Annotated in this window: 21 protein-coding genes and 1 pseudogene; 9 read left to right on the top strand and 13 right to left on the bottom strand. The window is 58.9% G+C overall.

Annotated elements, in window-relative coordinates:
* Genes AC5SEM_RS01335 through AC5SEM_RS01325 form a run of 3 tightly spaced genes read right to left on the bottom strand, consistent with a single transcriptional unit; the run spans nucleotide 1 to nucleotide 2,215 of the window.
* Nucleotides 1-327: a DUF3325 domain-containing protein gene (locus AC5SEM_RS01335; RefSeq protein WP_123594982.1), complete on the bottom strand. Its 327-nt coding sequence runs from the start codon at nucleotides 325-327 to the stop codon at nucleotides 1-3.
* On the bottom strand, nucleotides 327-1,913 hold the full coding sequence (locus AC5SEM_RS01330) for a PepSY-associated TM helix domain-containing protein (RefSeq protein WP_495472007.1): 1,587 nt from the start codon (nucleotides 1,911-1,913) through the stop codon (nucleotides 327-329). The genes AC5SEM_RS01335 and AC5SEM_RS01330 overlap by 1 nt, the downstream gene beginning before the upstream one ends.
* Nucleotides 1,910-2,215 carry a DUF3649 domain-containing protein gene (locus AC5SEM_RS01325; protein WP_495472006.1) on the bottom strand — a complete coding sequence of 102 codons (306 nt, stop codon included), beginning with the start codon at nucleotides 2,213-2,215 and terminating at the stop codon, nucleotides 1,910-1,912. The genes AC5SEM_RS01330 and AC5SEM_RS01325 overlap by 4 nt, the downstream gene beginning before the upstream one ends.
* A 190-nt stretch (nucleotides 2,216-2,405) precedes the next feature.
* Between AC5SEM_RS01325 and AC5SEM_RS01320 the strand changes: the two genes are divergently transcribed.
* The 3 genes from AC5SEM_RS01320 (at nucleotide 2,406) to fecA (ending at nucleotide 6,247) form a co-directional block, all read left to right on the top strand.
* A complete protein-coding gene (locus tag AC5SEM_RS01320; protein WP_495472005.1) occupies nucleotides 2,406-2,894 on the top strand; it encodes a sigma-70 family RNA polymerase sigma factor in 489 nt (162 codons plus the stop codon).
* Nucleotides 2,891-3,823 carry a FecR domain-containing protein gene (locus AC5SEM_RS01315; protein WP_495472004.1) on the top strand — a complete coding sequence of 311 codons (933 nt, stop codon included), beginning with the start codon at nucleotides 2,891-2,893 and terminating at the stop codon, nucleotides 3,821-3,823. Before AC5SEM_RS01320 ends, AC5SEM_RS01315 begins: the two co-directional genes overlap by 4 nt.
* Before the next feature lie 90 nt (nucleotides 3,824-3,913).
* Nucleotides 3,914-6,247, top strand: a complete 2,334-nt coding sequence (gene fecA / locus AC5SEM_RS01310; RefSeq protein ID WP_495472003.1) for a TonB-dependent Fe(3+) dicitrate receptor FecA — start codon at nucleotides 3,914-3,916, stop codon at nucleotides 6,245-6,247.
* A gap of 277 nt (nucleotides 6,248-6,524) precedes the next feature.
* Here the strand turns inward: fecA and AC5SEM_RS01305 are convergent, their stop codons facing one another.
* Both AC5SEM_RS01305 and AC5SEM_RS01300 read right to left on the bottom strand, forming a co-directional pair.
* A complete protein-coding gene (locus AC5SEM_RS01305) occupies nucleotides 6,525-6,929 on the bottom strand; it encodes an HPF/RaiA family ribosome-associated protein (protein WP_038357585.1) in 405 nt (134 codons plus the stop codon).
* Between the two features lie 200 nt (nucleotides 6,930-7,129).
* Entirely contained in the window at nucleotides 7,130-8,077 is a 948-nt protein-coding gene (locus AC5SEM_RS01300) for a LysR substrate-binding domain-containing protein (protein WP_160055961.1), read from the bottom strand.
* Nucleotides 8,078-8,212: 135 nt separating this feature from the next.
* Between AC5SEM_RS01300 and AC5SEM_RS01295 the strand changes: the two genes are divergently transcribed.
* The 3 genes from AC5SEM_RS01295 (at nucleotide 8,213) to AC5SEM_RS01285 (ending at nucleotide 11,590) form a co-directional block, all read left to right on the top strand.
* Nucleotides 8,213-9,589: an L-serine ammonia-lyase gene (locus AC5SEM_RS01295; RefSeq protein ID WP_495472002.1), complete on the top strand. Its 1,377-nt coding sequence runs from the start codon at nucleotides 8,213-8,215 to the stop codon at nucleotides 9,587-9,589.
* A gap of 86 nt (nucleotides 9,590-9,675) precedes the next feature.
* Nucleotides 9,676-10,977, top strand: coding sequence for a serine/threonine transporter (locus AC5SEM_RS01290; RefSeq protein WP_495472001.1), 1,302 nt, complete (start codon nucleotides 9,676-9,678; stop codon nucleotides 10,975-10,977).
* 295 nt (nucleotides 10,978-11,272) lie between these two features.
* Complete coding sequence (locus tag AC5SEM_RS01285) at nucleotides 11,273-11,590, top strand: DUF3509 domain-containing protein (RefSeq protein ID WP_212622950.1); 318 nt, start codon at nucleotides 11,273-11,275, stop codon at nucleotides 11,588-11,590.
* Here the strand turns inward: AC5SEM_RS01285 and AC5SEM_RS01280 are convergent.
* Nucleotides 11,587-12,087: a phosphate-starvation-inducible protein PsiE gene (locus AC5SEM_RS01280; RefSeq protein WP_026000737.1), complete on the bottom strand. Its 501-nt coding sequence runs from the start codon at nucleotides 12,085-12,087 to the stop codon at nucleotides 11,587-11,589. The two genes, AC5SEM_RS01285 and AC5SEM_RS01280, sit on opposite strands and share 4 nt — an antisense overlap.
* Before the next feature lie 327 nt (nucleotides 12,088-12,414).
* On the opposite strand from AC5SEM_RS01280, the pseudogene AC5SEM_RS01275 reads away from it, so the two are divergent.
* Nucleotides 12,415-12,669, top strand: a pseudogene (locus AC5SEM_RS01275) (YebG family protein); the annotation flags it as partial.
* A gap of 144 nt (nucleotides 12,670-12,813) precedes the next feature.
* Here the strand turns inward: AC5SEM_RS01275 and AC5SEM_RS01270 are convergent.
* Nucleotides 12,814-13,833: a Leu/Phe/Val dehydrogenase gene (locus AC5SEM_RS01270; RefSeq protein WP_495472000.1), complete on the bottom strand. Its 1,020-nt coding sequence runs from the start codon at nucleotides 13,831-13,833 to the stop codon at nucleotides 12,814-12,816.
* Between the two features lie 185 nt (nucleotides 13,834-14,018).
* Between AC5SEM_RS01270 and AC5SEM_RS01265 the strand changes: the two genes are divergently transcribed.
* Nucleotides 14,019-14,822, top strand: coding sequence for a SirB1 family protein (locus AC5SEM_RS01265; RefSeq protein ID WP_077571181.1), 804 nt, complete (start codon nucleotides 14,019-14,021; stop codon nucleotides 14,820-14,822).
* 50 nt (nucleotides 14,823-14,872) lie between these two features.
* Here the strand turns inward: AC5SEM_RS01265 and AC5SEM_RS01260 are convergent, their stop codons facing one another.
* The 4 genes from AC5SEM_RS01260 to hmgA all read right to left on the bottom strand — a co-directional run bounded on the left by AC5SEM_RS01260 (nucleotide 14,873) and on the right by hmgA (nucleotide 19,645).
* Entirely contained in the window at nucleotides 14,873-16,243 is a 1,371-nt protein-coding gene (locus tag AC5SEM_RS01260) for an MFS transporter (RefSeq protein WP_495471999.1), read from the bottom strand.
* 142 nt (nucleotides 16,244-16,385) lie between these two features.
* Nucleotides 16,386-17,021, bottom strand: a complete 636-nt coding sequence (maiA, locus tag AC5SEM_RS01255) for a maleylacetoacetate isomerase (RefSeq protein WP_495471998.1) — start codon at nucleotides 17,019-17,021, stop codon at nucleotides 16,386-16,388.
* Nucleotides 17,022-17,033: 12 nt separating this feature from the next.
* The gene (gene fahA / locus AC5SEM_RS01250; protein WP_495471997.1) at nucleotides 17,034-18,338 is read right to left on the bottom strand and encodes a fumarylacetoacetase; all 1,305 of its coding nucleotides are present in this window, start codon (nucleotides 18,336-18,338) and stop codon (nucleotides 17,034-17,036) included.
* Between the two features lie 2 nt (nucleotides 18,339-18,340).
* Nucleotides 18,341-19,645, bottom strand: coding sequence for a homogentisate 1,2-dioxygenase (hmgA, locus tag AC5SEM_RS01245; protein WP_095112653.1), 1,305 nt, complete (start codon nucleotides 19,643-19,645; stop codon nucleotides 18,341-18,343).
* Nucleotides 19,646-19,809: 164 nt separating this feature from the next.
* Between hmgA and AC5SEM_RS01240 the strand changes: the two genes are divergently transcribed.
* On the top strand, nucleotides 19,810-20,589 hold the full coding sequence (locus tag AC5SEM_RS01240; RefSeq protein WP_495471996.1) for an IclR family transcriptional regulator: 780 nt from the start codon (nucleotides 19,810-19,812) through the stop codon (nucleotides 20,587-20,589).
* Between the two features lie 29 nt (nucleotides 20,590-20,618).
* On the opposite strand, the gene AC5SEM_RS01235 is transcribed toward AC5SEM_RS01240, so the two are convergent.
* Nucleotides 20,619-24,083 (bottom strand): dermonecrotic toxin domain-containing protein, encoded by a 3,465-nt coding sequence (locus AC5SEM_RS01235; protein ID WP_495471995.1) that lies wholly within the window; start codon nucleotides 24,081-24,083, stop codon nucleotides 20,619-20,621.
* A gap of 152 nt (nucleotides 24,084-24,235) precedes the next feature.
* Complete coding sequence (locus tag AC5SEM_RS01230; RefSeq protein WP_495471994.1) at nucleotides 24,236-26,791, bottom strand: helix-turn-helix transcriptional regulator; 2,556 nt, start codon at nucleotides 26,789-26,791, stop codon at nucleotides 24,236-24,238.
* Nucleotides 26,792-26,800 lie beyond the last annotated feature (9 nt).

Here is a 26,800-nt window from a genome sequence, read left to right as displayed (position 1 = left end):
TCAGCACTGCGCCCATGCAGCAACCGGGCTGGCCAGCAGACTGACACCAGCCAGCGCCAACGCGAAACGCGGGCGATACGGCAGCAGCAATACCAACGCCAGGGCGCTGAGCATCAGTACGGCGAACCAGTCGACCAGGCCGAAACTCCAGCCGTTGGAGGTCACCGCCGCCCACAGCGAAAAGCCCAGCAGCAACCAGCCGGATAATGCCAGGCTCTGACGACGACGCGCGGAAGGCTTGTGGCCGAGCAATTCATCGTGGTGGCGAGGCATCGACAGGCACAACGCGGTGAATCCGGCGTAAGTCAGCAACAAGGGCAAAAGCATCAGTTCGTCCCTTGCTCAAGAATGATCGGCTGGGCCTTTTCGCGACGAGGCTTTTTAACGCTGACCGTGTTGCCAGCGCGCTGCATTGTCCATGCAGCCCAAGCGAGGAAAAAACCTGTTGCGAGGCACGCCAGATCAAAACCGGCCAACGCCCAATCGCGCTGCAGCAAAGCCACGCCGAGATTCCAAGGGGTAGTCAGCGCATTGATCAGCGGCACCGCGACAAACAGCGCCGCCCCCAGCACAAGCTGTTCAACCCAGGCTTTGCGCCCCGGTCGTACCATCGCGTGCAGCACGCTCAGGCCCCAGGCCATGAAGAAAGCGTTCACCTCCCAATCTGCACGTCCGGCGAGATTCACCGGCAACAGACGATTGGCCAGGAAGAACACCGCCACCGCCGACACCAGCCCGGCCATGCTGGCGATATTCAGCACTTCCACCAGCCGCAGTTCGAACGGCATCACGCCGCTCTTGGCGTGTTTGAGCTGACGTTTGCCCAGCCAGATCACCAGCCCGGTGCCGATCATCGCCGTACCCGCCAGCCCGCAGATGAAGTACAGCCAGCGCAACACCGGCCCGGCAAAGTGGCCCATGTGCAAACCATAGAACGCGCCACCCACCGCCATTGCAAGCGGCTGTTCCGGTGTGCTGCCGAGTATCTGCCCGGTCACACCGTTGAAGGTCACGGCACGGCCGAAATCATGCACCACGCGATCGCCCGCGCGGGACAGCACCACCGTGGCATTGGCGTCCCCCGGATTGCTCACCGACAGACGCGCCGTATGGCCGCCCGACCATTGCTCGCGGGCCTTGTCCAACAGCGGCGCCATGGACGTCAACGACGCAGCGATATCGGCGCGCTCCGGGGTTTTCGAAGCGGGGAAAACTTCGTCATAAAACGTGCGCACGTCACTGCCGTAAGACGCGACGATGCTCGCCGGCATGACCATCGACATGAAAATCACCAGGCTGCTGTAGGTGATCATCAAGTGAAACGGCAGCACCAGCACACCCACCGCGTTATGCCCGTCGAGCCAGGAACGCTGGCCCTTGCGCGGGCGGAAGGTAAAAAAGTCTTTGAAGATTTTCTTGTGAGTGATGATCCCGGTGATCAGCGCGATGAACATCACCATCGCAGCAATGGTCGATAGCCAACGGCCCCACGGGTAAGGCATTTGTAGCTGAAAGTGGAAGCGATAAAAGAACTCGCCGCCCATGCTGTCGCGGCCCTGCACTTCGGCGCCGGTTTGCGCATCCAGAGTTTTTGCTTCGAAACGTCCGCGCTCACCCGGTTTTGCCGGTGCTTGCTGCCAACGCACGATCAGGCCGGGATCACGGGCATCGGGCAGGTCGATCAGCCAGCGCGAAGCGCCGGCCGCGTGTTGCTGCAGATAATCCTGGGCCAGCGTCAGGCTGGTCTCGGCGCTCACCGATCGCGCGGGGATTTCCGGCTGCATCCAGTGGCTGATTTCATCTTTGAAATAGGCCAGCGTCCCGGTCAGAAAAATCGCGAACAGCAACCAGCCGAACAGCAGTCCGGTCCAGGTGTGCAGCCAGGCCATCGCCTGACGAAAGCCCTCTTTCATGCCAGGCCCAATCCACGTGCCGCGCCGGAAATGGTTGCCAGAATCACGCTCGGCACCAGCAAGCCAACCCAGGCCGACCACGCCGTACGGCAGGCAAAACACCAGAGCACCGCCACCAGATAGACCAGAAAGGAAATGGTCATGCCAGTCACCACCGCTTCGGCTCGGCTCAACGGCAGCCACAGCGTCAGGGTGACACTGGCCAGCGCCGCGACGAGATAGCCGCCAAACACCGCCGCCAGCACCCGAGAAGTGACGGCCAGACGATAGGACATGGGAAGTGTGGCGAGTTTGCCATTCATGTTTCGACCCTGAAACGAAAAACGTCCGGCCGATCAGCCGAACCTACAGGCGAGCAATATTAATGATAAATATTCTCATATGCAAAAGCATCTGATTGCCGGCCCAGCGCTTCGCCCCTTACAATGCGAACAGTTCTTGTTCTCTAACGCATACTCTCTACCGCGCCAGCAAGCGCCCGGAGTAATACCGTTGTCGTCCGCCCATCCCGTCGAATCGCTCTATCAGGCCCACCACAGCTGGCTCACCAGCTGGCTACGGCGCAAACTCGGCTGCCCGGACAGCGCGGCGGACCTGGCACAGGACACGTTTATCAAGGTGCTGACCGCCCGCGAGGCGCCGCTGATCATCGAGCCGCGCGCCTTTCTGACGACGTTGGCCAAGCGGGTCCTGTTCAATCATTACCGCCGTCAGGATCTGGAACGCGCTTACCTCGATACCTTGGCGCAGATGCCGGAAATGGTCGCGCCGTCGGAAGAAGACAAAGCGATCATCCTGCAAACCCTGATGGAACTGGATGAGTTGCTCGACGGTTTACCACGTCAGGTCAAACGCGCCTTTTTGCTGGCGCAGGTCGATGGTCTGACTTATCCACAGATTGCTGGCGAACTGGGCATTTCCGTGGCCACGGTTAAACGGCATTTGAACAAAGCGGCGATGCGCTGCTATTTCGCCCTATGAACCGCGCACCGGATTTCTCCTCACAGGTGGCGGAACAGGCCGTGCATTGGTTGCAGGAAATGCAGCAAGGCGCACTGAGTCCGCGCCAGCAAATGGCGATGCAACAATGGCTGGATGCGCACAGCGAGCATCGTCGGGCGTGGGAGCATATTCAGCGGGTCAACCAGCGTTTGCGCGGAGTGTCCTCACCACTGGCGCACGCGGCGTTGAATGGAGCGAAGTCCGGCAGTCGTCGTCAGACACTGAAACTGCTGCTGATTCTCGGCGCCGGTTCGGCTGTCACCTGGGGCATACGTGAGCACAATCCATTGCCGTCGCTGCTCGCCGATTTCCGCAGTCCAATCGGGCAACGGCGCAAGGTCGCACTGGGTGCCGGCGATCAGTTGCAACTCAACACAGCCAGCGCGGTGGATGTCGACACGTCGGCGCGACTGATCCGCTTGCTCGAAGGCGAAATCCTCCTGACGGCCGCGCAATCTTTCGAAGTGCGCACGGCTCAGGGCCTGTTAAAAACACAAGGCGCGCGACTCAATGTGCGCCAGTTTGCCGATCGCACGCAGGTTGCGCTGTTCGACGGTCGGGTCGAACTGAGCAGCAATGGACGCGCGCCGATGTTGCTGCCGCTTGCACGGCAACTGAGTTTCACCTCGACCTCCGTCAGCGAAGCCAAACCGCTGGATGCCAACAGCGGCGCCTGGGCCGACGGCATGCTAGTGGCGGCGCACATGCGCCTGGGCGACTTCCTCGATGAGCTCGGCCGCTATCGTCGCGGCCAGCTCAATTGCGCCAAGAACGTCGCCGACCTGCTGATCTCCGGGACTTACCCGCTGGACGACAGCGAGCGGATTCTCGACCTGCTGGAAATCAGTTTGCCGGTGAAGGTGAGGCGCTTTACCCGTTACTGGGTGAGCGTCGAAGCACGGGTTTAAAAAACATCAAAAATAAATGAGCCGTTTTTCAGATCTGGCGTGACAGAGAAGGAAAGCCCCCTTGATTCAACCTTCTCAGGATCAACCACCATGCACCCAACCCGCCTCACGCCACTGGCCCGCGCCCTGCGCAATCTCGTCCTCGGTGCCACTCTGAGCTTCAGCGCCCTGCCCGCCGCGCTGGCTGGCGATGCCAAGGCCTACCACATCGCGCCGTCGTCGCTGGAGAACGCTCTCAACCAGTTTGGTCGTGAAGCAGGCGTGTTGATTTCATTTGGTTCGCAAGTCACCAGCGGTGTGCAAAGTCGAGGTCTGGAGGGCAGCTACACGCCTGAACAGGGTTTGAACGCGCTGCTCGAAGGCACCGGTCTGCAAGCACGCGCCGAGGGCAACAATGCGTTCAGTCTGCAACCGGTGGCAGACGCTGCGCTGGAGCTGGACACCTCGAAAGTCGTCGGCGACTGGCTCGGCGATGCTGCGCAAATCAACGTCTTCGAACATCCCGGCGCCCGTGATGTAATCCGCCGCGAAGAGTTCGAGCGTCAGGGCGCGACTCAGGCGCGTGATGTGCTCAACCGCATTCCCGGCGTCAACGCCCCGGAAAACAACGGCACTGGCAGCCACGACATGGCGCTGAACTTCGGCATTCGTGGGTTGAATCCACGCCTGGCGGCGCGCTCGACGGTGTTGATGGACGGCATTCCGGTGCCGTTCGCGCCTTATGGCCAGCCGCAGTTATCGTTCGCGCCAATCAGCATGGGCAACATGGATGCCGTGGACGTGGTGCGCGGCGGCGGCGCGGTGCGTTACGGACCGCAGAACGTCGGTGGTGTGGTCAACTTCGTGACCCGGGCGATTCCTGACGAGCCAACGGTCAAGGGCGGCTTCCAGACCGAAACCAGCCCATCGTCGAGCCATGACGGCTTCAAGACCAGCGCCAACCTGCTGGCCGGCGGCACCAATGAAAATGGTCTGGGCGGCGCGTTACTCTACTCCGGCACCCGTGGTGGTGACTGGCGTGAACACAGCGACACCGAGATCGACGACCTGATCCTCAAGGGCAAATACCAGCTCGACGACGCCAACAGCTTCAACGCCATGGCCCAGTACTACGAAGGCAAGGCTGATATGCCCGGCGGTTTGAACGTCGCCGATTACGACGCCGACCCGTACCAATCGACACGGCCGAAAGACCAGTTCTGGGGCCGCCGCACGATGTTCAATTTCGGCTATCGCTATCAGGAAGATCGCCGCGAATTCACCGCCAATACCTTCTTCACCAAGACCCTGCGCAGCGGTTATCTCGATCAGGGCACGTTCCTTTCGCTGTCGCCGCGCGAGTATTGGGTGCGCGGTCTGGAAACCCGTTTCGCCCAAGGCTTCGACCTCGGCCCGACCAGCCATGAAGTCGGCGTCGGCTACCGCTACATCAACGAGGCAGGTCACGAACTGCGCTATCGCACGCCGATCAGCAGCAACGAATACCCGACCACTGCCAGCCGCAACGACCGCGATACCCGTGGCGGCACCGAGGCCAACGCGTTCTTCGTTGACGACCGCATCGACATCGGCAAATGGACGATCACCCCGGGCGTGCGCTACGAGATGATCGAATCGCAGCAGACCAACAACCTGACCAACGTCAAATACAAGGGCGACTACAACACCGCGCTGCCGGCGTTGAACGTGCTCTATCACCTCACCGACAGCTGGAATCTGTACGCCAACACCGAAGGCTCGTTCGGCAGCGTGCAATACAGCCAGATGCCCAACCGTGTGACCAGCGGCGAAGTGAAACCGGAAAAGGCGCGCACTTGGGAACTCGGCACGCGCTATGACAATGGAGCGTTGCGGGCCGAGATCGGCGCGTTCCTGATCAACTTCGACAATCAGTACGAAAGTAACCAGACCAACGACTCGGTGATCGCCCGTGGCGAAACTCGCCATCAAGGGATCGAGACCAGCGTCAATTACGCGCTGGATGACTTGAGCCCGGCGCTGGCTGGTTTCGACGTCTACGCCAGCTATGCCTATGTAGACGCGACCATCCGCGAAGACGGACCGAACAAGGGCAATCGCGTGCCGTTCTCGTCGAAACACAAAGGCACGATCGGCGTGGGTTACACCGAAGGCCCTTGGAAGTTGAATCTGGATAGCAGCTTCCAGAGCGATCAGTTCGCCGACAACGCCAACACCTCGAAAGAAAGTGCCGATGGCAGCACCGGCAAGATCCCGGGGTACATGCTGTTCAGCAGCCGCGCCGGGTATGACTTCGGGCCGCAGTTGGCGGATTTGAATGTGGCGGTAGGCGTGAAGAACATCTTCAACACGCAGTACTTCACGCGTTCGTTTGATGACAACAACAAGGGTAAGTATGTGGGTGAGCCGCGTACGGTTTATGTGCAGACTTCTGTGGCGTTCTGAGGATTGAAAAGCCCCTCATCGGAACGCCGCCCGCCTAACCCTCTCCCAGAGGGAGAGGGGACTGACCGGGGGATGCTTGCGAGGTACGCCGACCTGAACGTGCTGTGCCGAATCCATAATCGACTCGGTTTCCAGGTCGATATATCACTCAAGACACCCCGGTCGGCCCCCTCTCCCTCCGGGAGAGGGCTGGGGTGAGGGGCTTTTCTGCTACAAACAAAAAACGGGCCTGCTTCCGCAGGCCCGTTCTCATTGGGTGGCTTATGAAATCAGCGCATCAACTGTTGATCGCTGCCTGTTCGTTCTCAAGAAATTCTTCCTCCAGCAGAGCATCATTCGCCTTGCTAAATGGCACCACAGCGGCACGTGGCTTACCTCGCAGTTTGCCGAAAAGGTGCTCCAGTGCGTGCTCGAGTTTTTCGGCAGCGCCGTCGATCGCCTGTTCCAGCGAATCGGCCTTGTGGGTCACGGAAATCGGTTGATGGCCTTTAGGCCGCGCTTCCAGTTGGCAGCGCAAGTCATGGGGACCTGGTTTGTCACCGTTCTCGTCGCTCAGGTGGACTTCGACACGGGTCAGGTCTTCTTCATAACGGTCGAGCGTGCTCTCAATGGTTGTACGTACCCACTCCTCCAGTCGTTTACTGCCTTGAACATGGTTATCGCTGTTGACTTGGATTTGCATAGTTCATCCCTTATTTCAGCTAGCTCGTGAGAGGCCTTGAGTTGAATTTCCTGACCTCCTGGTTACAACAATCGGCCCGACCGGCGAACATTTCAACCCCTGAAAAAAGATAAATATTCATTCGCAAAAAAAGCCGGACAACCGAGCAAAGCACTGGTAAGGTCGGGAGTTGGGTCGCCTCGCAACCCGGCAAAATTTACTCACAATTGCCCGTCGTTCAACGGGTGCAGACTGCGAAAAATCCCCGCCTCTTCGACCAGCCAATCATGCACCGCACGTACGCCCGGATGGCTCAACGCCCCTGGCGCGTACAGCAACACGTAGCGTTTGTGATTCGGTACCGACAGGCCAAACGGCACAATCAATGTGCCTCGCTCCAGTTCATCGTTAAGCAATGTCCGTCGGGCAATCGCCACGCCCATACCGGCAATCGCCGCTTCAATGGTCAGGTGATTGCGATTGAACGTGTGCCCGCGCCGTACGTCGGCGCCTTCAAAGCCGATCGCGTTCAAATAGAACTCCCACTCCGCGTATTCATAACTGCCACGCCAGGCAGTAATGTCATGCAGCAACGGGAAATGCACCAGATCCGCTGGCCCATGCAATGGCGGACGACCACGCAACAGGCTCGGTGCACACACGGGAAAAATCTGCTCGTCGAGCAAGGCTGTGGATAACAATCCAGGGTAACTGCCGTCGTTCAGATCAATCGCCAGATCAAAGTCACCCTCGTGCAACGGCACGCTGCTGTCCTCGGCGACGAGCCGCAGCTGAATATCCGGATAGCGCTGTTGCAGGCGCGGCAAACGCGGCGTCAGCCACTTGCTGAGGAATGACGGAATCGAGCGCAGGCGCAGAATCCCGCTGATCATTCCGGCATCAAGCCGTCGCAATTCCGCATCGATGCTGCCATATGCCTCATTGACGGTAATCGCCAACCGCTGCCCCTCTGCACTCAATTCCACACCGCGCGCGCGACGATGAAACAGGCGAAAGCCGAGGCGTTCTTCCAGTTGGCGAATCTGCTGGCTGACCGCCCCCGGGGTGATGTGCAGTTCTTCGGCACAGCGGGTAAACGACAGATGCCGCGCGGCACAGGAAAACACCTGAAGCCAGACATAGGTCTGGGCATGCAATTGACGACTCATCGTTTAGTCCTGCTAAAGGCTTACTTAGGAAGTTTCGTTAGTCACGTAGGACCGAGGTAGGCAGTATCGCCGACATTGCGCTTGTCCTACAAAAAATGGCAGCGATTCCTACTCCATTGCTTGTAAGGGTTTAGCATGGCTATCAGTGTTTTCGATCTATTCAAAGTCGGCATCGGCCCGTCCAGCTCCCACACCGTCGGCCCGATGCGCGCAGCAGCGACCTTCGCTCAAGCGCTGATCGATCAACATTTGTTGAACGATGTGCGCCGCGTGGAAATCCGTTTATACGGTTCGCTGTCGGCCACGGGTGTCGGTCACGCCACCGACCGCGCCACGGTCATGGGCCTGATGGGCGAATGGCCGGACAGCATCGATCCGGCGACCATCGATCCACGCATCCAGCAACTGCGCGAGACAGGCCAACTGTCCCTCGCCGGGCAAAGAGAAATTGCCTTCGACTGGCAGCGTGATCTCCTGTTGCTCGACGAGAGCCTGCCCTACCACCCCAACGCCATGTCGCTGACAGCCTTTGGCGAAACTGCCGAGCTGTTCGAGCAGACGTACTACTCGGTTGGCGGCGGTTTCATCATTGAAGCAGCGGAAGCCGAGTCCGGTGTGGCGCCGGCCGGTGACGTGGTGTTGCCGTACGATTTCTCCAGCGCCGCCGAACTGTTGTCACTGTGCAAACAGCACAACCTGCGCGTGTCCGAACTGATGATGGCCAACGAGCGCGCCTGGCGTACCGACGCCGAAATCCGCCAAGGCCTGCTGCATATCTGGTCGGTGATGCGCGAGTGCGTCGAACAAGGCCTGCGCCACGAAGGCATCCTGCCCGGTGGTCTGAATGTGCCGCGTCGTGCAGCGAAACTGCATCGCAGCCTGCTGGAGATAGGCAAGCCGAACGTGATCAGTTCGACGCTATCGGCAATGGAATGGGTCAACCTGTTCGCCCTCGCCGTCAACGAAGAGAACGCCGCCGGCGGGCGCATGGTCACCGCGCCGACCAACGGTGCAGCCGGAATCATCCCGGCCGTTCTGCACTACTACATGAAATTCAATCCGGACGCGTCTGACGATGATGTCGTCGCTTTCTTTCTGGGCGCGGCTGCTGTCGGCATTTTGTGTAAGAAAAATGCTTCGATCTCCGGCGCCGAAGTCGGCTGCCAGGGCGAAGTCGGTTCGGCCTGTGCGATGGCCGCTGCTGGCTTGGCCGACGTGCTCGGTGCCACTCCGGAACAACTGGAGAACGCCGCCGAAATCGGCCTGGAACACAACCTCGGCCTGACCTGCGATCCGGTCGGTGGCCTCGTGCAAGTGCCGTGCATCGAGCGCAATGCCATCGCCGCCGTGAAAGCGATCAACGCCACGCAAATGGCTTTGCGCGGCGACGGCAAACACTTCATTTCCCTTGACCGGGTGATCCGCACCATGCGCGACACCGGCGCCGACATGCACGACAAATACAAAGAGACTTCACGGGGCGGCCTGGCCGTGAGCTGGGTGGAATGCTGAGGCGCATTCCCTGACCGCCCCGGCAGACCGCACCCGACGGTCTGCCAACCGTGAGCCCGAGCAAAAATAATAACGAGGCGATACCGATGACCGACGTACGTACACCTGCTGCCGATAATCCCGCTGTAGACCGCACACGCAATACAGAAACAGCCCACAAGGGCTGGAACAAATTCGACACCACCTGGATGCTTGGACTGTACGGCACCGCCATCGGCGCCGGGACTTTGTTTCTGCCGATCAACGCTGGTGTCGGCGGTTTCTGGCCATTGTTGATTCTGGCTGTGCTGGCCTTCCCGATGACGTTTTTTGCCCACCGTGGTCTGTGTCGTTTTGTCTTGTCCGGTCGCTCCGGGGACATCACCGAAGTGGTCGAAGAACACTTCGGCATCGGTGCCGGCAAGCTGATCACGCTGCTGTATTTCTTCGCAATTTTCCCGATCCTGCTGGTGTACAGCGTGGCGCTGACCAACACCTTGAGCAGTTTTCTCGAACATCAATTGCACATCGCCCCGCCGCCACGGGCGATCCTTTCGCTGGGCCTGATTCTCGCTTTGATGGCGATAGTTCGCTGTGGTCAGAGCGTGATCGTCAAAGCCATGAGCGTGCTGGTTTATCCGTTTGTTGCCGCGTTGCTGCTGCTCGCGCTCAGCCTGATTCCAAACTGGAACGGCGCGTTCTTCGCCAGCGCCAAAGACGCCATGCCGATGTCTGATTTTCTCAAGACGCTGTGGCTGGCGATTCCGGTGATGGTGTTCTCGTTCAATCATTCGCCGATCATCTCCGCGTTCGCCGTTGATCAAAAACAACGTTACGGCGAGCAGGCCGAACGCAAAAGCAGCGGCATCCTCGCCATGGCCCACGGCATGATGGTGGTGACGGTGATGTTCTTCTGCTTCAGTTGCGTGCTGGCGTTGTCGCCGGCGGATCTGGCAGCCGCCAAGGCACAGAACATTTCGATCCTGTCGTACCTGGCCAACCACTTCCAGACGCCAGTGATCGCTTACGCCGCGCCGCTGATTGCGCTGGTGGCAATCACCAAATCCTTCCTCGGCCACTACATCGGTGCCAGCGAAGGCTTTCAGGGCATGATCGTGAAAACCCTGCGCAGCCGTGGCCGGGTGATGTCGGCGAGCTGGCGGAACCGCGCGACCGCCGTGTTCATGATCCTCAGTTGCTGGGCCGTGGCGACTTTCAACCCGAGCATCCTCGGGATGATCGAGGCTTTCGGTGGGCCCGTGATTGCCTGTCTGCTGTTCTTGATGCCCATGTACGCCATCCGCCGCGTGCCAGCCTTGCGCCAGTATTCGGGGCAAGCGTCCAACGTATTTGTAGTGTTGATCGGTCTGATTGCACTGTCAGCGATCATCTACTTGGTTCTGCCCTGAAAACGGGCCATTAAAAAAGGCGAGCCGTGTGGCTCGCCTTTTTTATGCCCGTGTTCATTGTTCGACAATTTTCCCGGCACAGCCCTTGCTATAGCTCTGTTCGAGCGGCCGAAGGCGGCGATCTTTTGCTCTTCATGATCGAAATCAAAACAGCGATGAGCAAAAGATCGCAGCCTGCGGCATCTCCTACACGAAGCAACGATACAGGCCACGGAATGGCCGATGATCCGGTTTGGCGAACCAACCCGATCACGGCCGGTCAACAACTGCACGTTCAATCAGGCGGTGACGCATCATGGACAATCCTTTTCAGATCATTACCGATGCCTTCGCGCCGGACTATCAGATCAACCTGAGCATTCAGGGCCTGGACGGCAGCATCATGCTGACCCTGTCCAACAGCGGCCGGATCGTGGCCAAACGCATGATCAGTGCCGAACAGCGCAACGACCCCGCGCGTCTCAAGCGACTGGTGCAAAGCATCCAGTTCGGCATCGCCATCGAACAGGGCCACAGCGCTATGGCGATCCTCGAAGCGATGACCGGTGGCGACGGGCTGACCCCGCCACCGCCCCTCGTCAGCAGCCAGCCCCGACCGGCGGCCGGGCTTTAAAGCTCGCCCTTCTCGACTTCAGGATGCTCGCTGGAACCGGCGCCAAGTTTGCGCTGTGGTTTCTCGATCTTCACCGAAGGAAATTGTGACGAGGCGTAACGCACCACCAGAATCGAGAAGGCCAACAGCAGAATCCCGCCGCACAGGTAGATGATGCCCATGTCCGGCGGGTTGTGGTGCGAGACATTGGAGATCAGCAGACGGGTCAGCGCGGTGATCGCCACATAAATCAGAAAGCGCACCGGCATGTGGTTGGTCTTGAAATAAATCCCGACCATCGCGCCCAGTTCGAGATAGATGAACAGCAGCAGAATGTCATCGATCTTGATGTGGCCTTCCTCGAGCATCCCGAGAAACTCCATCACCGCCGCCCACGCCGTCACCGCACCGATGGCGAACAGCGCCAGATAGTGGAAGGTCTCGACGAACAGGTTGCCCAGGGACTCGGCCAGTTGATGCACGTTTTGCCGCAGTTTCTCGGCCCAGTTGATTTTCACGATGATGTTCCTTAGCTCGAATGCGAGCGGATGATGCGTGTTGGACGTGACGGTTTTCTGCACGTAACGGTTTTCATGCAGAAAAGAGGCCACGCCATCATGGCGAACCGCCGCCAGACCCGCGCCGTGGCGTTTGGTCGCACCGCTGTGCTTTTGTGGGAGCGAGCCTGCTCGCGAATGCAGCGACACGGTCTCCCTGACAAACCCGAAATCCGGTCTACATTGAAAAGCCACTACCCATGGCGCAGGGATTCGCTTATCCTTTTCGCTGTATATGGATACAGTAGTCGTCAAGACAACTTAATGTGAAGGCATGTGAGGTGGTGAATGGCCGTCGAAGTGGTATACCGCAGCAGCCGAGATCTGGAGCGCTTGTTCATGGATAAAGCCGAAGCTGACCGTCATGACAAAATGCTCGAACTGGCCGAATATCTGGCCGATGTGCTGCAAAAAGCCGTTCCGTCCCTGACTGAACAGCAAGTGGAAGAAGCCGGGATCTACATGGCGAAGAATCGCGATGTGTTCGCCCGGGCGTTCAAGAGCCAGCCGGATGCACTGTCCGAGCTGCTCAATGCACCGGCGGAACCGGTCGATAATGCGCAAGCAGCGGAACCGGCTGAAACGCCGGCGAAGCCAGCCAAAGCGGCGAAGGCTGCGAAGTAATCCAGCCCGAATTGAATAGGCCCTGAGTCGAATGGCTCAGGGCCTTTTTCATGCCTGTGAAACTCAGCGATACAAAACTTTCTCCGCCAACTCATCCGCCACCCGCGCCGGCGAACGTTTTTCCGCCTGCGCATGCGCAAACACCTCGGTCAGCCGAGAACTGATTTTCGACAGATGCGCAGTAATCGTCGGCAATTCCTCGCCACGGTGTTTCAGCGAGACGTAAATCAGCCCACCCGCATTGATCACATAATCCGGCGCATACAGAATCCCGCGCCGTTCCAGTTGATCGGCGACATCCAGGTGCGTCAGTTGATTGTTTGCCGAACCCGCCACCGCCGAGCAACGCAGTTGAGTAACGCTGTGGCTGTTCAGCACACCGCCCAGACCGCACGGCGCAAGGATGTCACACGGCGTGCTGAGTAACGCGTCGTTAGCGATCGGGTGAGCATTGAGTTGTTCCATCGCCAGTTGCACTTTGCCGTGGTCAATGTCGCTGACCAGCAGTTCTGCCCCGGCGGCGTGAAGTTGCTCGGCCAACGCGTAACCGACATTGCCCAAGCCCTGAATCGCGATGCGCAAACCTTCGAGATTGTCGCTGCCCAGCCGGGCCATGGCGGTTGCCCGAATGCCGGCAAACACGCCCATCGCTGCGTGTGGTGCGGGGTCACCGGCCGACGTGGTGCTGGTGACATGCTGGGTCTGCTGGGCGATGCAATCCATGTCCGCCACCGAGGTACCGCTGTCGATAGCGGTGATGTAGCGACCGTCGAGCTGTTCGATGCAGCGGCCAAAGGCTTCGAACAGCGCGCCACGGTTTTCCACATGCACCGGACGCACGATCACCGCAACGCCACCGCCTTGCGGCAACCCCGCCAGTGCGGCCTTGTAACTCATGCCCTGAGCGAGGCGAATGGCATCCTCAACGGCAGATTCGTCATTGGGATAGGCAAGATAACGACATCCACCCAAGGCTGGCCCGAGGCGACTGTTATGGATGGCAATGACCGCCTTCAACCCGCTGACCGGGTCAACGCTAAGGTGCAGCGATTCCAGGCGAGTGCTTTGCATGAGCGCAAACATCGTTGGGCTCCCGAATCACTTCTTGTAGAACGCCAGTATAGGCCTGCGCCCGAAAATTGCTGGAGCGCACCGGAATAAGCGCCCGCGTCGACAACGACTTTGCGGCATAACCCGACACCGGTGTTGCGAGGCACTGGACGAATGACACGGACCGGGCTAAAACGAGGCATTCCCCGGAGATTTCGATGAGTGCGCGTCAACGTTTTTTCGAATGCCTGCACCGTTCACCGCCCGCGCTGTTCGAAGCCGCGCTGTGGATGGCGGCCGAGCACGAAAAAGCGGTCGACCCCGACGCGCTGTTGCAGGAATTCAAAGACCTGCAACAACGGGTGAGTTACGGTTTGCCAATGCTGCCGGTGAGTGAGCTGGCGCAACCGTTGTTACGCCGCATGACCGATCTGGGTTTTGCACAGGATGATTTTCTGCCACTGCGCCCGCAGGCTGCGCTGTTGCACAAAGTGTTGCAGACCCGACGCGGCCAGCCGCTGGCATTGGCACTTATAGCCCTGGAGCTGGCGCGTGGTCTGGAGATTCCTCTGGTCGGGGTCAACTTCCCCGGGCATTTCCTGTTGCGAGTGCCCGGTGCCGATCACTTGCTTGATCCCTGCGGTGGCCGGCGGTTGTACCCCAATGATTGTCGCGAACTGTTGCAGCGCCAGTACGGGCCGAACATGAAGCTGAATGCCGAACATCTGCTGACCGCCTCGCCGGTGCAAATGCTTCAGCGCCTGTCGCGCAACCTGCGCCAGTTGTACCTGACGCATGATGATTTCATTGCCGCGCTGATCGATGCCGAACGCGTGCTCGAACTGGGTGACGCCGGAGCCGCTGATTACCTGGCCCGGGCCAGTCTTTATCAGCGGCTCGACTGTCCGAATGCCGAGCGCTTCGATCTGGAGCATGCGCTGATGCTCAGCGATGACCCGATTCAACGCCTGCGCCTGACCGAGCGGCTCGGACACCTGCCGCCCAACTCGGTCGTCCACTGATACCTTGTGGGAGCTAGCCTGCTAGCGATGCAGGCGGCTCGGTCTCTCAGTTAAACCGCGTTATCGTTCTTCGCTAGCAGGCTAGCTCCCACAGGAGATTGCGCTGTGTCAGTGGGCGAACGTACCTGAATAATCAGCAACGCGGCGATCACCGCCGGAATCGCACAAAAGAAGAAAATCTGCGCCACCGGAATGTGCATCGCCAGCAACAGGCTGCCAAACAGCGGCCCGAGAATCGAACCAAAACGCCCCACACCCAACGCCCAACCGGTGCCGGTTGCACGCACATGCGCCGGGTAAAAATTGCTGGCAAACGCATTCAGCGTCAGCTGCCCGCCGATGATGCAGAAACCTGCAGCGAAGACGCAGGCCACCAGGTAACGCGGATTGTCATGATTGAGTCCCAGCAGAATCGTGCACAGCGCCGCCCCTGCCAACACTGCGGACAACAAACGAACCTTGCGCTTCAAGCGGTCGGCAAACCAGGCCATACAGATCGCGCCCAAAGTACCGGCGAACAGAAACATCGACGTCACCAGATTGGCTTCGTTGAGTTTCAGGCCGCTTTCCAGCAACAGCGTCGGCAACCAGCTGATCATGAAATACAGCAAAATCAGGCTGACGAAAAACGTCGCCCAGATCAGCAAAGTCGGCCGCGCGTAGCCATTGCGGAACAACTCGACCACGGTCAGTTTGCTGCCCTGCTCACGTTCATTCTGCTCGACAGTCGCCACCGGCGGTTGCCAGTCCGGCAGCATGCGCGCAGTAACTTTGCGCAGACGCGCGTACGGCGGCGAATCACGCAACAGACGTGGCAACGACTCCGGCAGCATCCACCAGAGAAACGGAAACAGCAGCAACGGCGTGACGCCACCGGCGAGAAACACCGCCTGCCAGCCGAACTGGTCGATGAAACCGGCGGCGACAAAACCACCCGCCGCGCCACCGAACGAGAAGCCACAGGCTGCCAGCGTCACCATCAAGGTACGCAAACGCGGTGGCGAGTATTCCGACATCAACGCCATGGCACTGGGCATCGCCCCGCCCATGCCGATGCCACAGATGAAGCGCGCGATCATCAGCGTGTTGAGCGAGTCGGCGAAGACCATCAGCACGGTCAGCGTGGCGTAGATCAGTACGCAGGCGAGCAGAATCCGGCGCACGCCAAAGCGGTCAGCCAGCGGCGTGACCGCCAGTGAACCAAGGGTGAGACCGAGCAGATTGGCGCTGAACACAGGCCCGAACGCAGATTTTTCCAGGCCCCAGTCCTGCGCCAGCGCGGGCACCACGTAACCGAGCACCTGGGCGTCATAGCCGTCGGTGACCAGCAACAGCGCGAGCAGGATCAAGAGCAACCACTGATAGGGGGACACAGGACGGGCGTCGAGTGCCGCGCGGAAGCTGGCAATCTGGTTGTGCATCGCAAGGTACCTGTTTTGTTTTTATGATTATGTGAACGGCGATATTCCCTTGTAGGAGTGAGCCTGCTCGCGATAGCGGTGGGTCAGTCAGAACATGAGTGACTGACACTCCCTCATCGCGAGCAGGCTCACTCCTACAGGGTTATGGGGTGTCTGGTTGATTGGCAGGATGGGCCTTGATGAATGCTGAATGTTCAGCCGCCAGTGCGGCGACCCGACGAATTTTCGGATACGCCTCAAGGCTGACATTGAACCGCTCCGCCGCATACAACTGCGGAATCAGATACACATCCGCCACGCACGGCCACTCACCAAAACAGAAGCCCTCATCGCCAATCAACTGCTCCACCGTCGCCAGCCCCTGGCCGATCCAGTGACCGATCCACTCGACCACCTGCGGTTCGTCCTGCCCCAGTTGGCGCAGTCGATTGAGCACACTGACGTTGTGCAGCGGATGCACGTCGCAGCCGATCACCGCCGCTACACCGCGCACCTGCGCACGGGCGAGCAGATCTTCAGGTAGCAACGGCACCTGTGGATAACGTTCTTCCAGGTACTCGATGATCGCAGGCGATTGAATCAGCAAACCGCCCTCATCAGTGCGCAAGGCCGGCACCCGGCCCTGTGGATTGATCGCCAGATACGCCGCTTGCCGATGCTCGCCACCCGGCGGTGCGATCAAATTGACCGGCAACGCCTGATAGTCGAGGCCCTTCAACGCCAGCGCAATTCGCACCCGGTACGACGAGGTCGAACGGTAATAGGTATAGAGATCCATAAGCCGCTCCTGTCAGCGCGCCGCCAGCACTTTGCCGCGGCACTCACCGAAGCCGATTGAAGCAAAACCATCACGGGCGCAGCGAGCGCGCAGAATGATTTCGTCACCGTCCTCGAGGAATTTACGCACCTCGCCGGAGGCCAGTTCGATCGGCTTTTTGCCGCCCTCGGTGATTTCCAGCAGGCTGCCGAACTGACCGTTTTCCGGGCCGGACAAGGTGCCCGAACCGAACAGATCGCCGGCCTGCAACTGGCAACCGTTGACGCTGTGGTGCGCGACCATTTGCGCAACGGTCCAGTACATGTAGCGGGTGTTGCTCAGCGTCAGGCGATGGGCCGGCAGGTTCTGCTCGCGCATGGTTTCGGTCAGCAGCAACACTTCCAGCTCGATGTCGAAGGCACCGCCGTCCTGATCGCGCTTGTCGAACAGGTACGGCAGCGGCTGCGGATCGCCTTCAGGACGCTTCGGCTGCGCAGTACGGAATGGCTCCAGCGCTTCCGCTGTTACCACCCATGGCGAGACGCTGGTGATAAAACTTTTCGACAGGAACGGACCCAGCGGCTGGTATTCCCAGGCCTGGATATCGCGGGCCGACCAGTCGTTGAGCAGGCAGAAACCGGCGATGTGATCAGCGGCGTCACCGATGGCGATCGAATCGCCCATCTCGTTGCCCTGACCGATCCAGATGCCCAGTTCCAGCTCATAGTCCAGGCGCGCGCACGGGCCAAACACAGGTTCGGTCTGACCGGCCGGCAGCGTCTGACCTTTCGGACGGCGCACGTCGGTGCCGGATGCACGCACGGTGGAGGCGCGACCGTGATAACCGATCGGCACATGCTTGTAGTTCGGCAGCAGCGGGTTATCCGGGCGGAACAGTTTGCCGACGTTCTGCGCGTGCTCGATGCCGACGTAGAAGTCGGTGTAATCGCTGATGCGTGCCGGCAGGTGCAGTTGGCAATCGGCGGCCAGTGGCAACAGTTTCGCGCCTTGAGCTTCGATGTTGCCACGGTGCGTGCTGCCTTCACTGAACAGTTCCAGCAGGCGTGTGCGCAAAGCCACACGTGCCTCCCGACCGAGGTCGAAGAACGCGTTCAACTGGCCGCCGTGCATGGCTTCGACGGCGCTACGTGCAACACCGTCGAACAGCCCTGCTTCCAGCGCCACTTGCAGATCGAAGATGTGTTCGCCAATCGCCACGCCAGCGCGCGGTGCCGAATCGGTGATGCTGAATACGCCGAGCGGCAGGTTCTGCAGGGGGAAATCAGCGTGGCCGTTGGCCGAAACGACCCAACTGCGGGTGATGGAAGTCTGAGTCATGGTTATCTCCGGGTCGGGTCGAACGTGGCGGGCAGCGTGGCCCAGCAAGCGTCGTAAGTGGATTGCAGTTGCGGGCAGTCGAGGGCGAAACGGCTTGGGCGCAGCACTTGGCTGGTCTCGAACATGAAGGCCATGGTGTTGTCGATTTTCGCTGGTTTGAGCTCGGCGTTGATCGCTTTGGTGCAGGTCTCGCCATCCGGGCCGTGGGCGCTCATGCAACTGTGCAGCGACGCACCGCCGGGCACGAAGCCTTCAGCCTTGGCGTCGTATTCGCCCTGGATCAGGCCCATGAATTCGTTCATCAGATTGCGGTGGAACCACGGTGGCCGGAAGGTGTTCTCGGCGACCATCCAGCGTGGCGGGAAGATCACGAAGTCGAGGTTGGCCAGACCGTGCACGCTGGTCGGCGAGGTCAGCACGGTGAAGATCGACGGATCCGGGTGATCGAAACTCACCGTACCGATGGTGTTGAAACGGCGCAGATCATATTTGTACGGCACGTTGTTACCGTGCCAGGCGACCACGTTGAGCGGCGAGTGATTGAGTTCGGTGGCCCACAGCTGGCCGAGGAATTTCTGCACCAGGGTGGTCGGTTGCTGCAGGTTCTCGTAAGCGGCGACCGGGGTCAGGAAATCGCGCGGATTGGCCAGACCGTTGCTGCCGATCGGCCCCAGATCCGGCAGGCGCAGTGGCGCGCCGTGGTTCTCGGCGACATAGCCGCGCGCTTGTGGGTCGAGCAATTCAACGCGGAATTTCAGGCCGCGCGGCAGCACAACGATTTCCAGCGGCGCGACTTCCAGCACACCCAGTTCGGTGGCGATGCGCAGACGCCCGAGTTGCGGCACCAGCAGCAGTTCGCCGTCGGCATTGAAGAACACGCGCTCCATCGAACGGTTAGCGACGTAGTTGTAGATGCTGATGCCGGACGGCTTTTCCGCACCAGCGTTGGCGACCATGCTCACCAGACCGTCGATGAAATCGGTCGGCTCGGCCGGGATCTCCAGCGGGTTCCAGCGCAGGCGATTGGGCGTCACCTCACCCAATGGGCCACCGGCCAATTGCCGCTCCAGTTTGACGAATGCCGGGTGATTGGCCGACGGCTGAATGCGGTACATCCAGGTGCGCCGCGCTTCACTGCGAGTCATGGTGAACGCGGTGCCGGAAAACAATTCGGTGTAGAGGCCGTACGGGGCTTTTTGCGGGGAGTTCTGGCCGACGGGCAGCGCGCCGGGCAACGCCTCAGAGCTGAATTCGTTGCCGAAACCGGACTGATACGCCAGCGCCTGGGCGGTTGAATCGAGGTTCATGGAGCCTCCTGAACAGGGAGTCGGCAGTGGCCCATCGCTCTGGCTCAGAGGTTTCGGCACGCCGGGGTTGTTATTATCGTAATTCGATTACGCATAACGTAATTTGCTCGCTATCCAGCGTCAAGCTATAAAGACGCCCATTCGTTTCGGAACCCGGCCGCACCATGGAAAAAACCAGCGACAGCAACGGCAAACAGAAAGTCCGCTCCGCCGAAGTCGGCACCGACATCCTCAAGGCCTTGGCCGAGTTGTCGCCGTCGACTTCGCTATCGCGGCTGGCCGAACATGTGCAGATGCCAGCAAGCAAGGTGCATCGCTATCTGCAGGCGTTGATTGCCTCGGGTTTTGCCGAGCAGAACGCCGCCACCAACCATTACGGTCTCGGCCGTGAAGCGTTGCGCGTGGGCCTGGCCGCTCTCAACAGTATGGACGTGCTGAAAGTCGCCGCCCTGCCGCTGGCCGAACTGCGCGATGAACTCAACGAAACCTGCTTTTTGGCGGTGTGGGGCAATCAGGGCGCAACGGTGGTGCACATCGAACCTGCAGTGCGCGCGGTGACGGTGGTGACGCAATTGGGTTCAGTGCTGCCGCTGCTCAGTTCATCGACCGGACTGGTCTTCAGCGCCTACCTGCCGCATCGGGAAACCGATGAATTGCGCGTTCAGGAAATCGCCGCTGTTGATCATCCGCTGAAGGATGAGAAGACTTACGTAACGCTGTGCGAACAGATCCGCGAACGCGGTCTGCATCATGTGCATGGCCTGCTGATGCCGGGTGTGGATGCGTTATCCGCACCGGTGTTCAATGCTGTCGGACAAGTCGCCGCCGTGCTGACCATCGTTGGCCCGACCTCGCTGTTCCATGCCGACGAAAACGGCCCGGCGGCGCAGCGGTTGCTGGCGGCGACGCGGGCCGTGAGTTGGCGGATGGGTTATGAAAGATAAATCCGCGGACTAAGCGCGCTCGAAACGGCTCAACGAACCGTGGTCTTGCTCAATGCCGAGTCAGCATCTTCCATCAGTGACTTGAAGAAACCAATCAGTTCATCTGTGGGGTCTTCATGGCCGGTGTAATACGTAACGAGTTCCGCGACTGTCCGAGCGTCTTCAAACAAACTGAGGAACGAGCGTTGCGCACGAGTAAGTTCTTTAACCGGTGCGCCCGCCGCCGCAGCCTGACCCAATGTCAGCAGTTCGCTCAATACATCCCGTACATGTCCAAGCGCAGCGGAGTAATCACCCCGTCGGTGCGACTGCGAAGCGTCGTAGATGCTTTTCATCATCTGCACAGCCACCACGACAGTGCCCACGGGAGGCACCAGCAGGCTTATGATGTTCGCGGCCTTCAACAGGTTGTCGTAAACAAGACCGGCGATTATTTCATTGAGGCTGGTGGTGCGTTCGTCGATATCGCTCAATACACGGCGCACTCGCTCGTCATGGAAAGTGAACAGATCAGGCAATAACGAACGCTGCTGCGTGCGAATAACCGGTTTGGTATCGACGGTTGCGACCAGATTGTCGAAATAGTCGTTGATCACCTTTTGGTCGAGCAGCAGTATCCGCTGGCTGTAGTAGTTCCTGAACGGGCCGTATCGAAAACGAATCGAAGGAATGAACTCAGCGATTGGCCGGAAGCTGACCAGATCCGGCGCGTCAGGCGTATAGAGCAAATCGACGAACCCTGAATACATCTTCAGTCGGAAAATATAAACGCCGCCAACCGTGCGATCCCAGGCAGCCGTCAAACCCAGCTCACTGATATTGAATTTATACAGACCGACGTCACCTTCGGCGACGCGATTCACAATCGACTGATAGCCGCCACTTTCTTTCAGATTATCGATAGTCCGCTGGATAGCAGAGAAATACTCTACTGACAGTCTGCCATTGGTAAAGTCGGCAAAAGCACTGCAGTACATTTCACAGCGAATTCTTCGCGCGTGTACTGCGCGCCTGAACGCGTAATCAGGATGAGCCTTGTTCTGATATTGCGCTTTCAGCATGGCGGTATATCTGTCGCCGGGACGGAAAGTTTTCGACAGTGAGGACAGGTCTCGGATATCCAGTTTTTCAATGCCGGGATGGCCATTCACCAAATAGTATTTCGGGCTGAATTTCGTTTCGTAGGCCGGATGCACTGCTTCAAAGGCGAGTCCCTCAAGCAAAACGTCGGTAACGCTCTTACGAAACTCTTCGGTTTGAATAATGATCTGGTCGGGATTGACCGAAACATTGCTCCCACGAGTACGCAAAATGTCTTCTATCTGAGCTTTCACCGAGTCATAAGTGAACTGCTCGAATGTCGGAAAACCATTATCTCGTGCATCAACCGTAGACAGTGCCTTTAGCTCGGTTGTCAGACGCGAATAACGCTTGCGGCCTTCGATGCCCAGCGCCCGATAACTTACCGGAGCAATGGCCTTGTGCAGGGCAACTTCGGCTGGGTAAGCGACATTTACATAGTCTGCCAACGGTGCCTTGAGATTCAGGCCAAGATCGACCGGCCGGCCATCGAGCGTGTAGCGGTAGTTCAGCTGTGTGGGATCGCTGCCGAGCAACTTACCTGCTTCGTGCAGGTAGTCTGGATGGATCAGCAATGCAGCGTATTCACGATCTGCGGACAATGCCGACTCCAGCCAGCGGTTCGCCGCGTAAACATCGGAAAATTTCAGCAGTTCAAATTCACCACGAGGCGTTTTGACCAACATCAGCGACGGTACGTATTCCCTGGCCGAAATAATCAGGACATCTTTTAAAGCGGGTACTTGAGCACTGATTCTCAATCCCTGAATAGTCACCGAATGGTCATTGGCCATGGCTCGCGCGATGATATTCGCATCGGTGGAGTCCAGCTTTCCGGAGTGGCGAGCAACAAAAACTGCAAACTCCATCTGGCTGAAGAGGTAGTTGCGGTAGGCCTCCTGGTAATCAATCGAGGGCGAGAAGGCATGGCTGCCGGTAAATTCCAGTCGCAGGTTGCGATTCTCCAGCCACTGCTCGAGCGCCACCGTCGTCAGCCGACTTCCGTCGGGAACGCCGATGATAGTCAGCGCGGCTTTATAACCATTGTCATGCAGACCGAAAACGATAAATTCCGTCAGCGTCCGGGTGTCTTCCTGCTCGACAGTACGTCCGGCAATTTGCAGGGTGTACGAGCTATGGACACTTATTGTTTCTGGATCAAGGTGCTCCCCGAGCGTCCTGTCTGCCCATTCGGCGAACGTACGCACCACATAACCCTTAAACGAAAAGTACGCATCGAAGACGGTTGAATACGCGGTCTGGTATTGATCCCTGGACTCTTCAAGCTCGTTATATCGCTGTTGAATATCGCTATCAGCATCATGGAGCCAAAACGGCCAGTCGGTGCGTTTCAACGCAGCCCAAAGCAGATAGAAGCGAGTGTCGATACCGTAGCGCAGCACGTGCAGGCCTTGATTCTCCTGCAGCACGGAGGTGAGCGGACTATCCAGTTGTTCCCGGCCACTGAACAACGATGACACGCTTTCAAGCTGGCCTTCGAGATGAGTCTCTACACAAAAGGCGTGAGGACTTCGCGTAGCCTTCGGGTATCGGATCTGATCACTACCCAAGGACAATCGCTGCTGAAGTTTGCGGTGCAAATCGGTATTTTTTTCAAAGAACTCGAAGCCGTTTTCCGGCGTGTGCATGAGGTAAGAGGTCGACTCGTTGACCAGCGGCATTTCTGCACCCGCACGCTCGGCGTTGTCCAGAACGAAACAGGGCTGGAGCGACAGAAGGTAATCCTGCGCCGGTTGCAACTTCACTTCGAACACTGCGCGACCGGCGTCTGCGTCGAGCAGATGGGCGAATCGCTCACCCAACCGGGCATCGAAATTGTTGGCCATGATCGACAGGGACAGCTCTGCACTCGTGACCACGGCGTACGCTGCGATGAAAGCCTGCTTGTTCGACAGCGATGCAGTGTCCGGGCGAATGGTTTTCGCTGGCGCCGCCCAGAACTTTGCGATCTCGGTTCGCAACGTTTTTTCCAGTCCGGCAGCTACAGCAGCGATCAGATCTTCGACAATAAGCGTATTCAGAGCATTGACTTTGAATTGCTCACTAAACGTGTCCGGCAGAAAAAACACACCATCGCCGCCCACGATGTAGGCGGGACGGATGTTGTTATCAAGACAATGAACAGTAACATCCCAAAGAGTGCCCGAAGGCCGTTTTTCATTGGCGGGGAACACAGGATCCGTATTGACATAGACTTTGTCGATATCGACCGTTTTGCCCAAACGCTTTAATTCACTTTCAAGCATGTTGCGAAGAATATCCAGCACGCTTGGCATGGCATCAATGATCTTCAATAGACCTGCTTTTGCCTGGCTTGCCTTTTCCCACTCTTCAGCCCATGTAACTTGCTCCCCCAACGAACCACGCATCAAACTTTTAAATAACTTGGCCACAACAATTCCTTACTTGACTATCCAGGGCTGCGAGTGCAGCCATGCAGAGGATCGCAAGGTAGTTTCTTTTTCAAGCAACCTGAAGTCCGAACAATTTACAAAACATGCCAACAAATAACCAGAACCATTTGCACTCGCAGAAAATCACAACACTAAGCCAATATCCCCATCAACTTTGCTTTCGCCACAGCCTGAGTTCTGCGCTCTACACCCAACTTTCCGTTAATCCGTCTCGCGTGTGTTTTTACTGTATGCAACGAAATAAAAAGTTGTTCTGCAACTTGCTGATTCGAAGCACCTTGAGCAATTAACATCAGCACTTCGCGCTCACGCCGACTGAGGCCCGACGCCAGATCACGGTTATCGCATTGCCTGGCAGGAAACTGCTTGGCAGACACTGTTCCGAGACTGCCTCGGCGTAATTCCCACTCCCGCATGGCGTACTGCAATTGGCAGCGTTCCACCAGCATTGCGGCACGCTGGAAAGCTTGCTGCGCCGCTACCGTGTCACCGTTCGATTCGGCCAACTGGGCGAAGGCCAGCAACAACTCCGTTTCCGCCGTCAACATGCCTCTGGCCTGGGCCTGATTCAGCAATCGTTCAATGGTTGGCAGACAGTTTTCATCCGGATTCAACTGCGTATGCGCGCAGGCCAGCAGGTATTCAATGCGGATAATCAGCTCGAATGTCGCGGGCGGCGCCTGGAGTGCAGAGGGTCCACGGTAATGCCGTAACAGCCGGCCCAACGCCTCTTGCACCAATTGCGGTCGCCCCTGCTGCAACCAGAACTGGCTGCTGACCTGAAGCACGACACCGCGATAGACCGTATCGGGAATCTGCCGCTGCTGCATGACCCTTTCGGCCTCGCGCAGGCGCTCGAAAGCGCAGGCATAATCGCCTCGATTGCCGGCCAGTTGAGCCTGCCCGAGGTAGCCATACAAGACCCGCTTGTCTGCACTGCGCAAGCAATCTTCAAGGCCTCGGCTGAACAGATCCGCAGCCTGCTCTTCAAGCCCCATGCACAGCGCCAGCCGTCCTCGTCGCAGGGCAATTCGGCCCAGCAGCGGCGTGGGCACCAGGGTGCGCTGGCGCAGCAAATGCTCAATGTCCACCAGCAGACTTTCGGCACGCACGGGCGCTCCTCGCTGCTCGAGCCATTGCGCATGATCAAGCTCGAGCAACCCTTCGAACAACAGGGAGCCATGCGCGCGCGCCAGGCACAGCGCCTCGCGGTTGAGGGCATGGGCCTGATCGAGTTCACCGCACAGTAAGGCCTGCTGCGTCAGTCCCGACAGACACATCAGACGGGCCTGCCAGGCATCGTCGGTCAGGGCCGACAATGCCTCCTGAAAACAGGCGCGCGCCGGCTCCATTTGCCCCTGCAAGTGGCAGAGCCAACCTTGTTGCGCCTGCCAACGTGCCAGCAGTTGCTGCTCCAGATGCCTCGTCGGCTGCGGCATGAAGCGCACGAGATGGGCCATGCATTGCGCGGCCTGTTCGAATCGGCCGGCGAACAGCAATGCCCCGGTGACCAGCCCGATCAATTGCGGTGTCATCAAGGTCAGCTCGCGGCTTTGCTGCTCATGCAAGCGCAACAGCAGGACGACCGTCTGGTCTTCCAGCAAATCCTCGAAGCTCAAGTGCTGCAATAGGCTTACGGCCGTTTCGTACTCTTCGGCCAACAACGCTTGCTCGAACGCTGCTCGCCAATCCTGCACCGCAGTGAACCACTGACAGGCGCGTCGGTGCCACGAACGCGCACACGGCCAATGCGACTCCTGCATGATTCGCGACAGCGGGCGAAAGACCTGCAGCCAATCGGCGGACTCCTGCCAAGGCTCGATAAAGCAGCCCAGCACTTGCAGATCATGCAACAGCTGTGCGCCTTCGCCGGGGCCGAACAAATGCTCGCATAATGGCGCGTTGAACCGTGGCAGGTGAGCCAGAACACGCCATGCCTCATCCTGCTCTGGCGTCAGGTTGCTGAAGAGTTCGTGCTGCAGATAATCGAGCAGGGTGTCGACACGCTGTTGTGGCTGCAGGTTTTGCGACCAGTCGCATTTTTGCAGGAGCGCCATGCGCGCACCCGCGCACCAGCCGCCGGTACGCTGGATGATACGGGCGGCGACCCGGTCCGCTTGGTCTGGTGGCAAATGGCGCAACACCGGTACAACCTCATCGTGGGTCAGTGCCAGGCTGGCGCGCTCGGATTCGTAGAGTTCGTCATCGAGCAACAGGCGCGGCCAGTTGCACTGTGGCCGGCGACGAGTGCTGATCCACCAGGTAAGCGCCGGGCTGCTGACCGCCAACAAACGATCCAGTAAAGCATCCAGAGCCGGATCCGGCAGACGACTGTAATCGTCGATAAACAGCGAAGTCGTCCTGGACCAACGTGCCAGCTCCGCCATCAGTTGCGTAACGTCAAGGTCTTCGACCAGCCCGAGCGCTCGGGTCAGACGCAGGCAAAATTCCTCGCAGTCGAGCGCTGCTCCCGCCAGCGGCAGCCAAATCGTCTCGCAGTCTGCACGCACCTGCAGAAAACATTCGCTGAGCAGTGCGGTTTTGCCACTGCCAGCGGGTGCGCACAACAGCCTGACCCGCGCGTTCGAAGCCAGAAGAGGCGCACTCAAGCGACTGCGAGGCTGATGATGGGAAGAAAGTCTGGGCAAAAAACCGGGTCGATCCAGGCACGGAGTCATGGCAGTCATCGAGTGAGC

Source organism: Pseudomonas sp. CH61, from assembly GCF_059429415.1.
The sequence above is the reverse complement of the archived record's forward strand: the minus strand, read 5'-3'. Positions and strand labels throughout refer to the sequence as shown.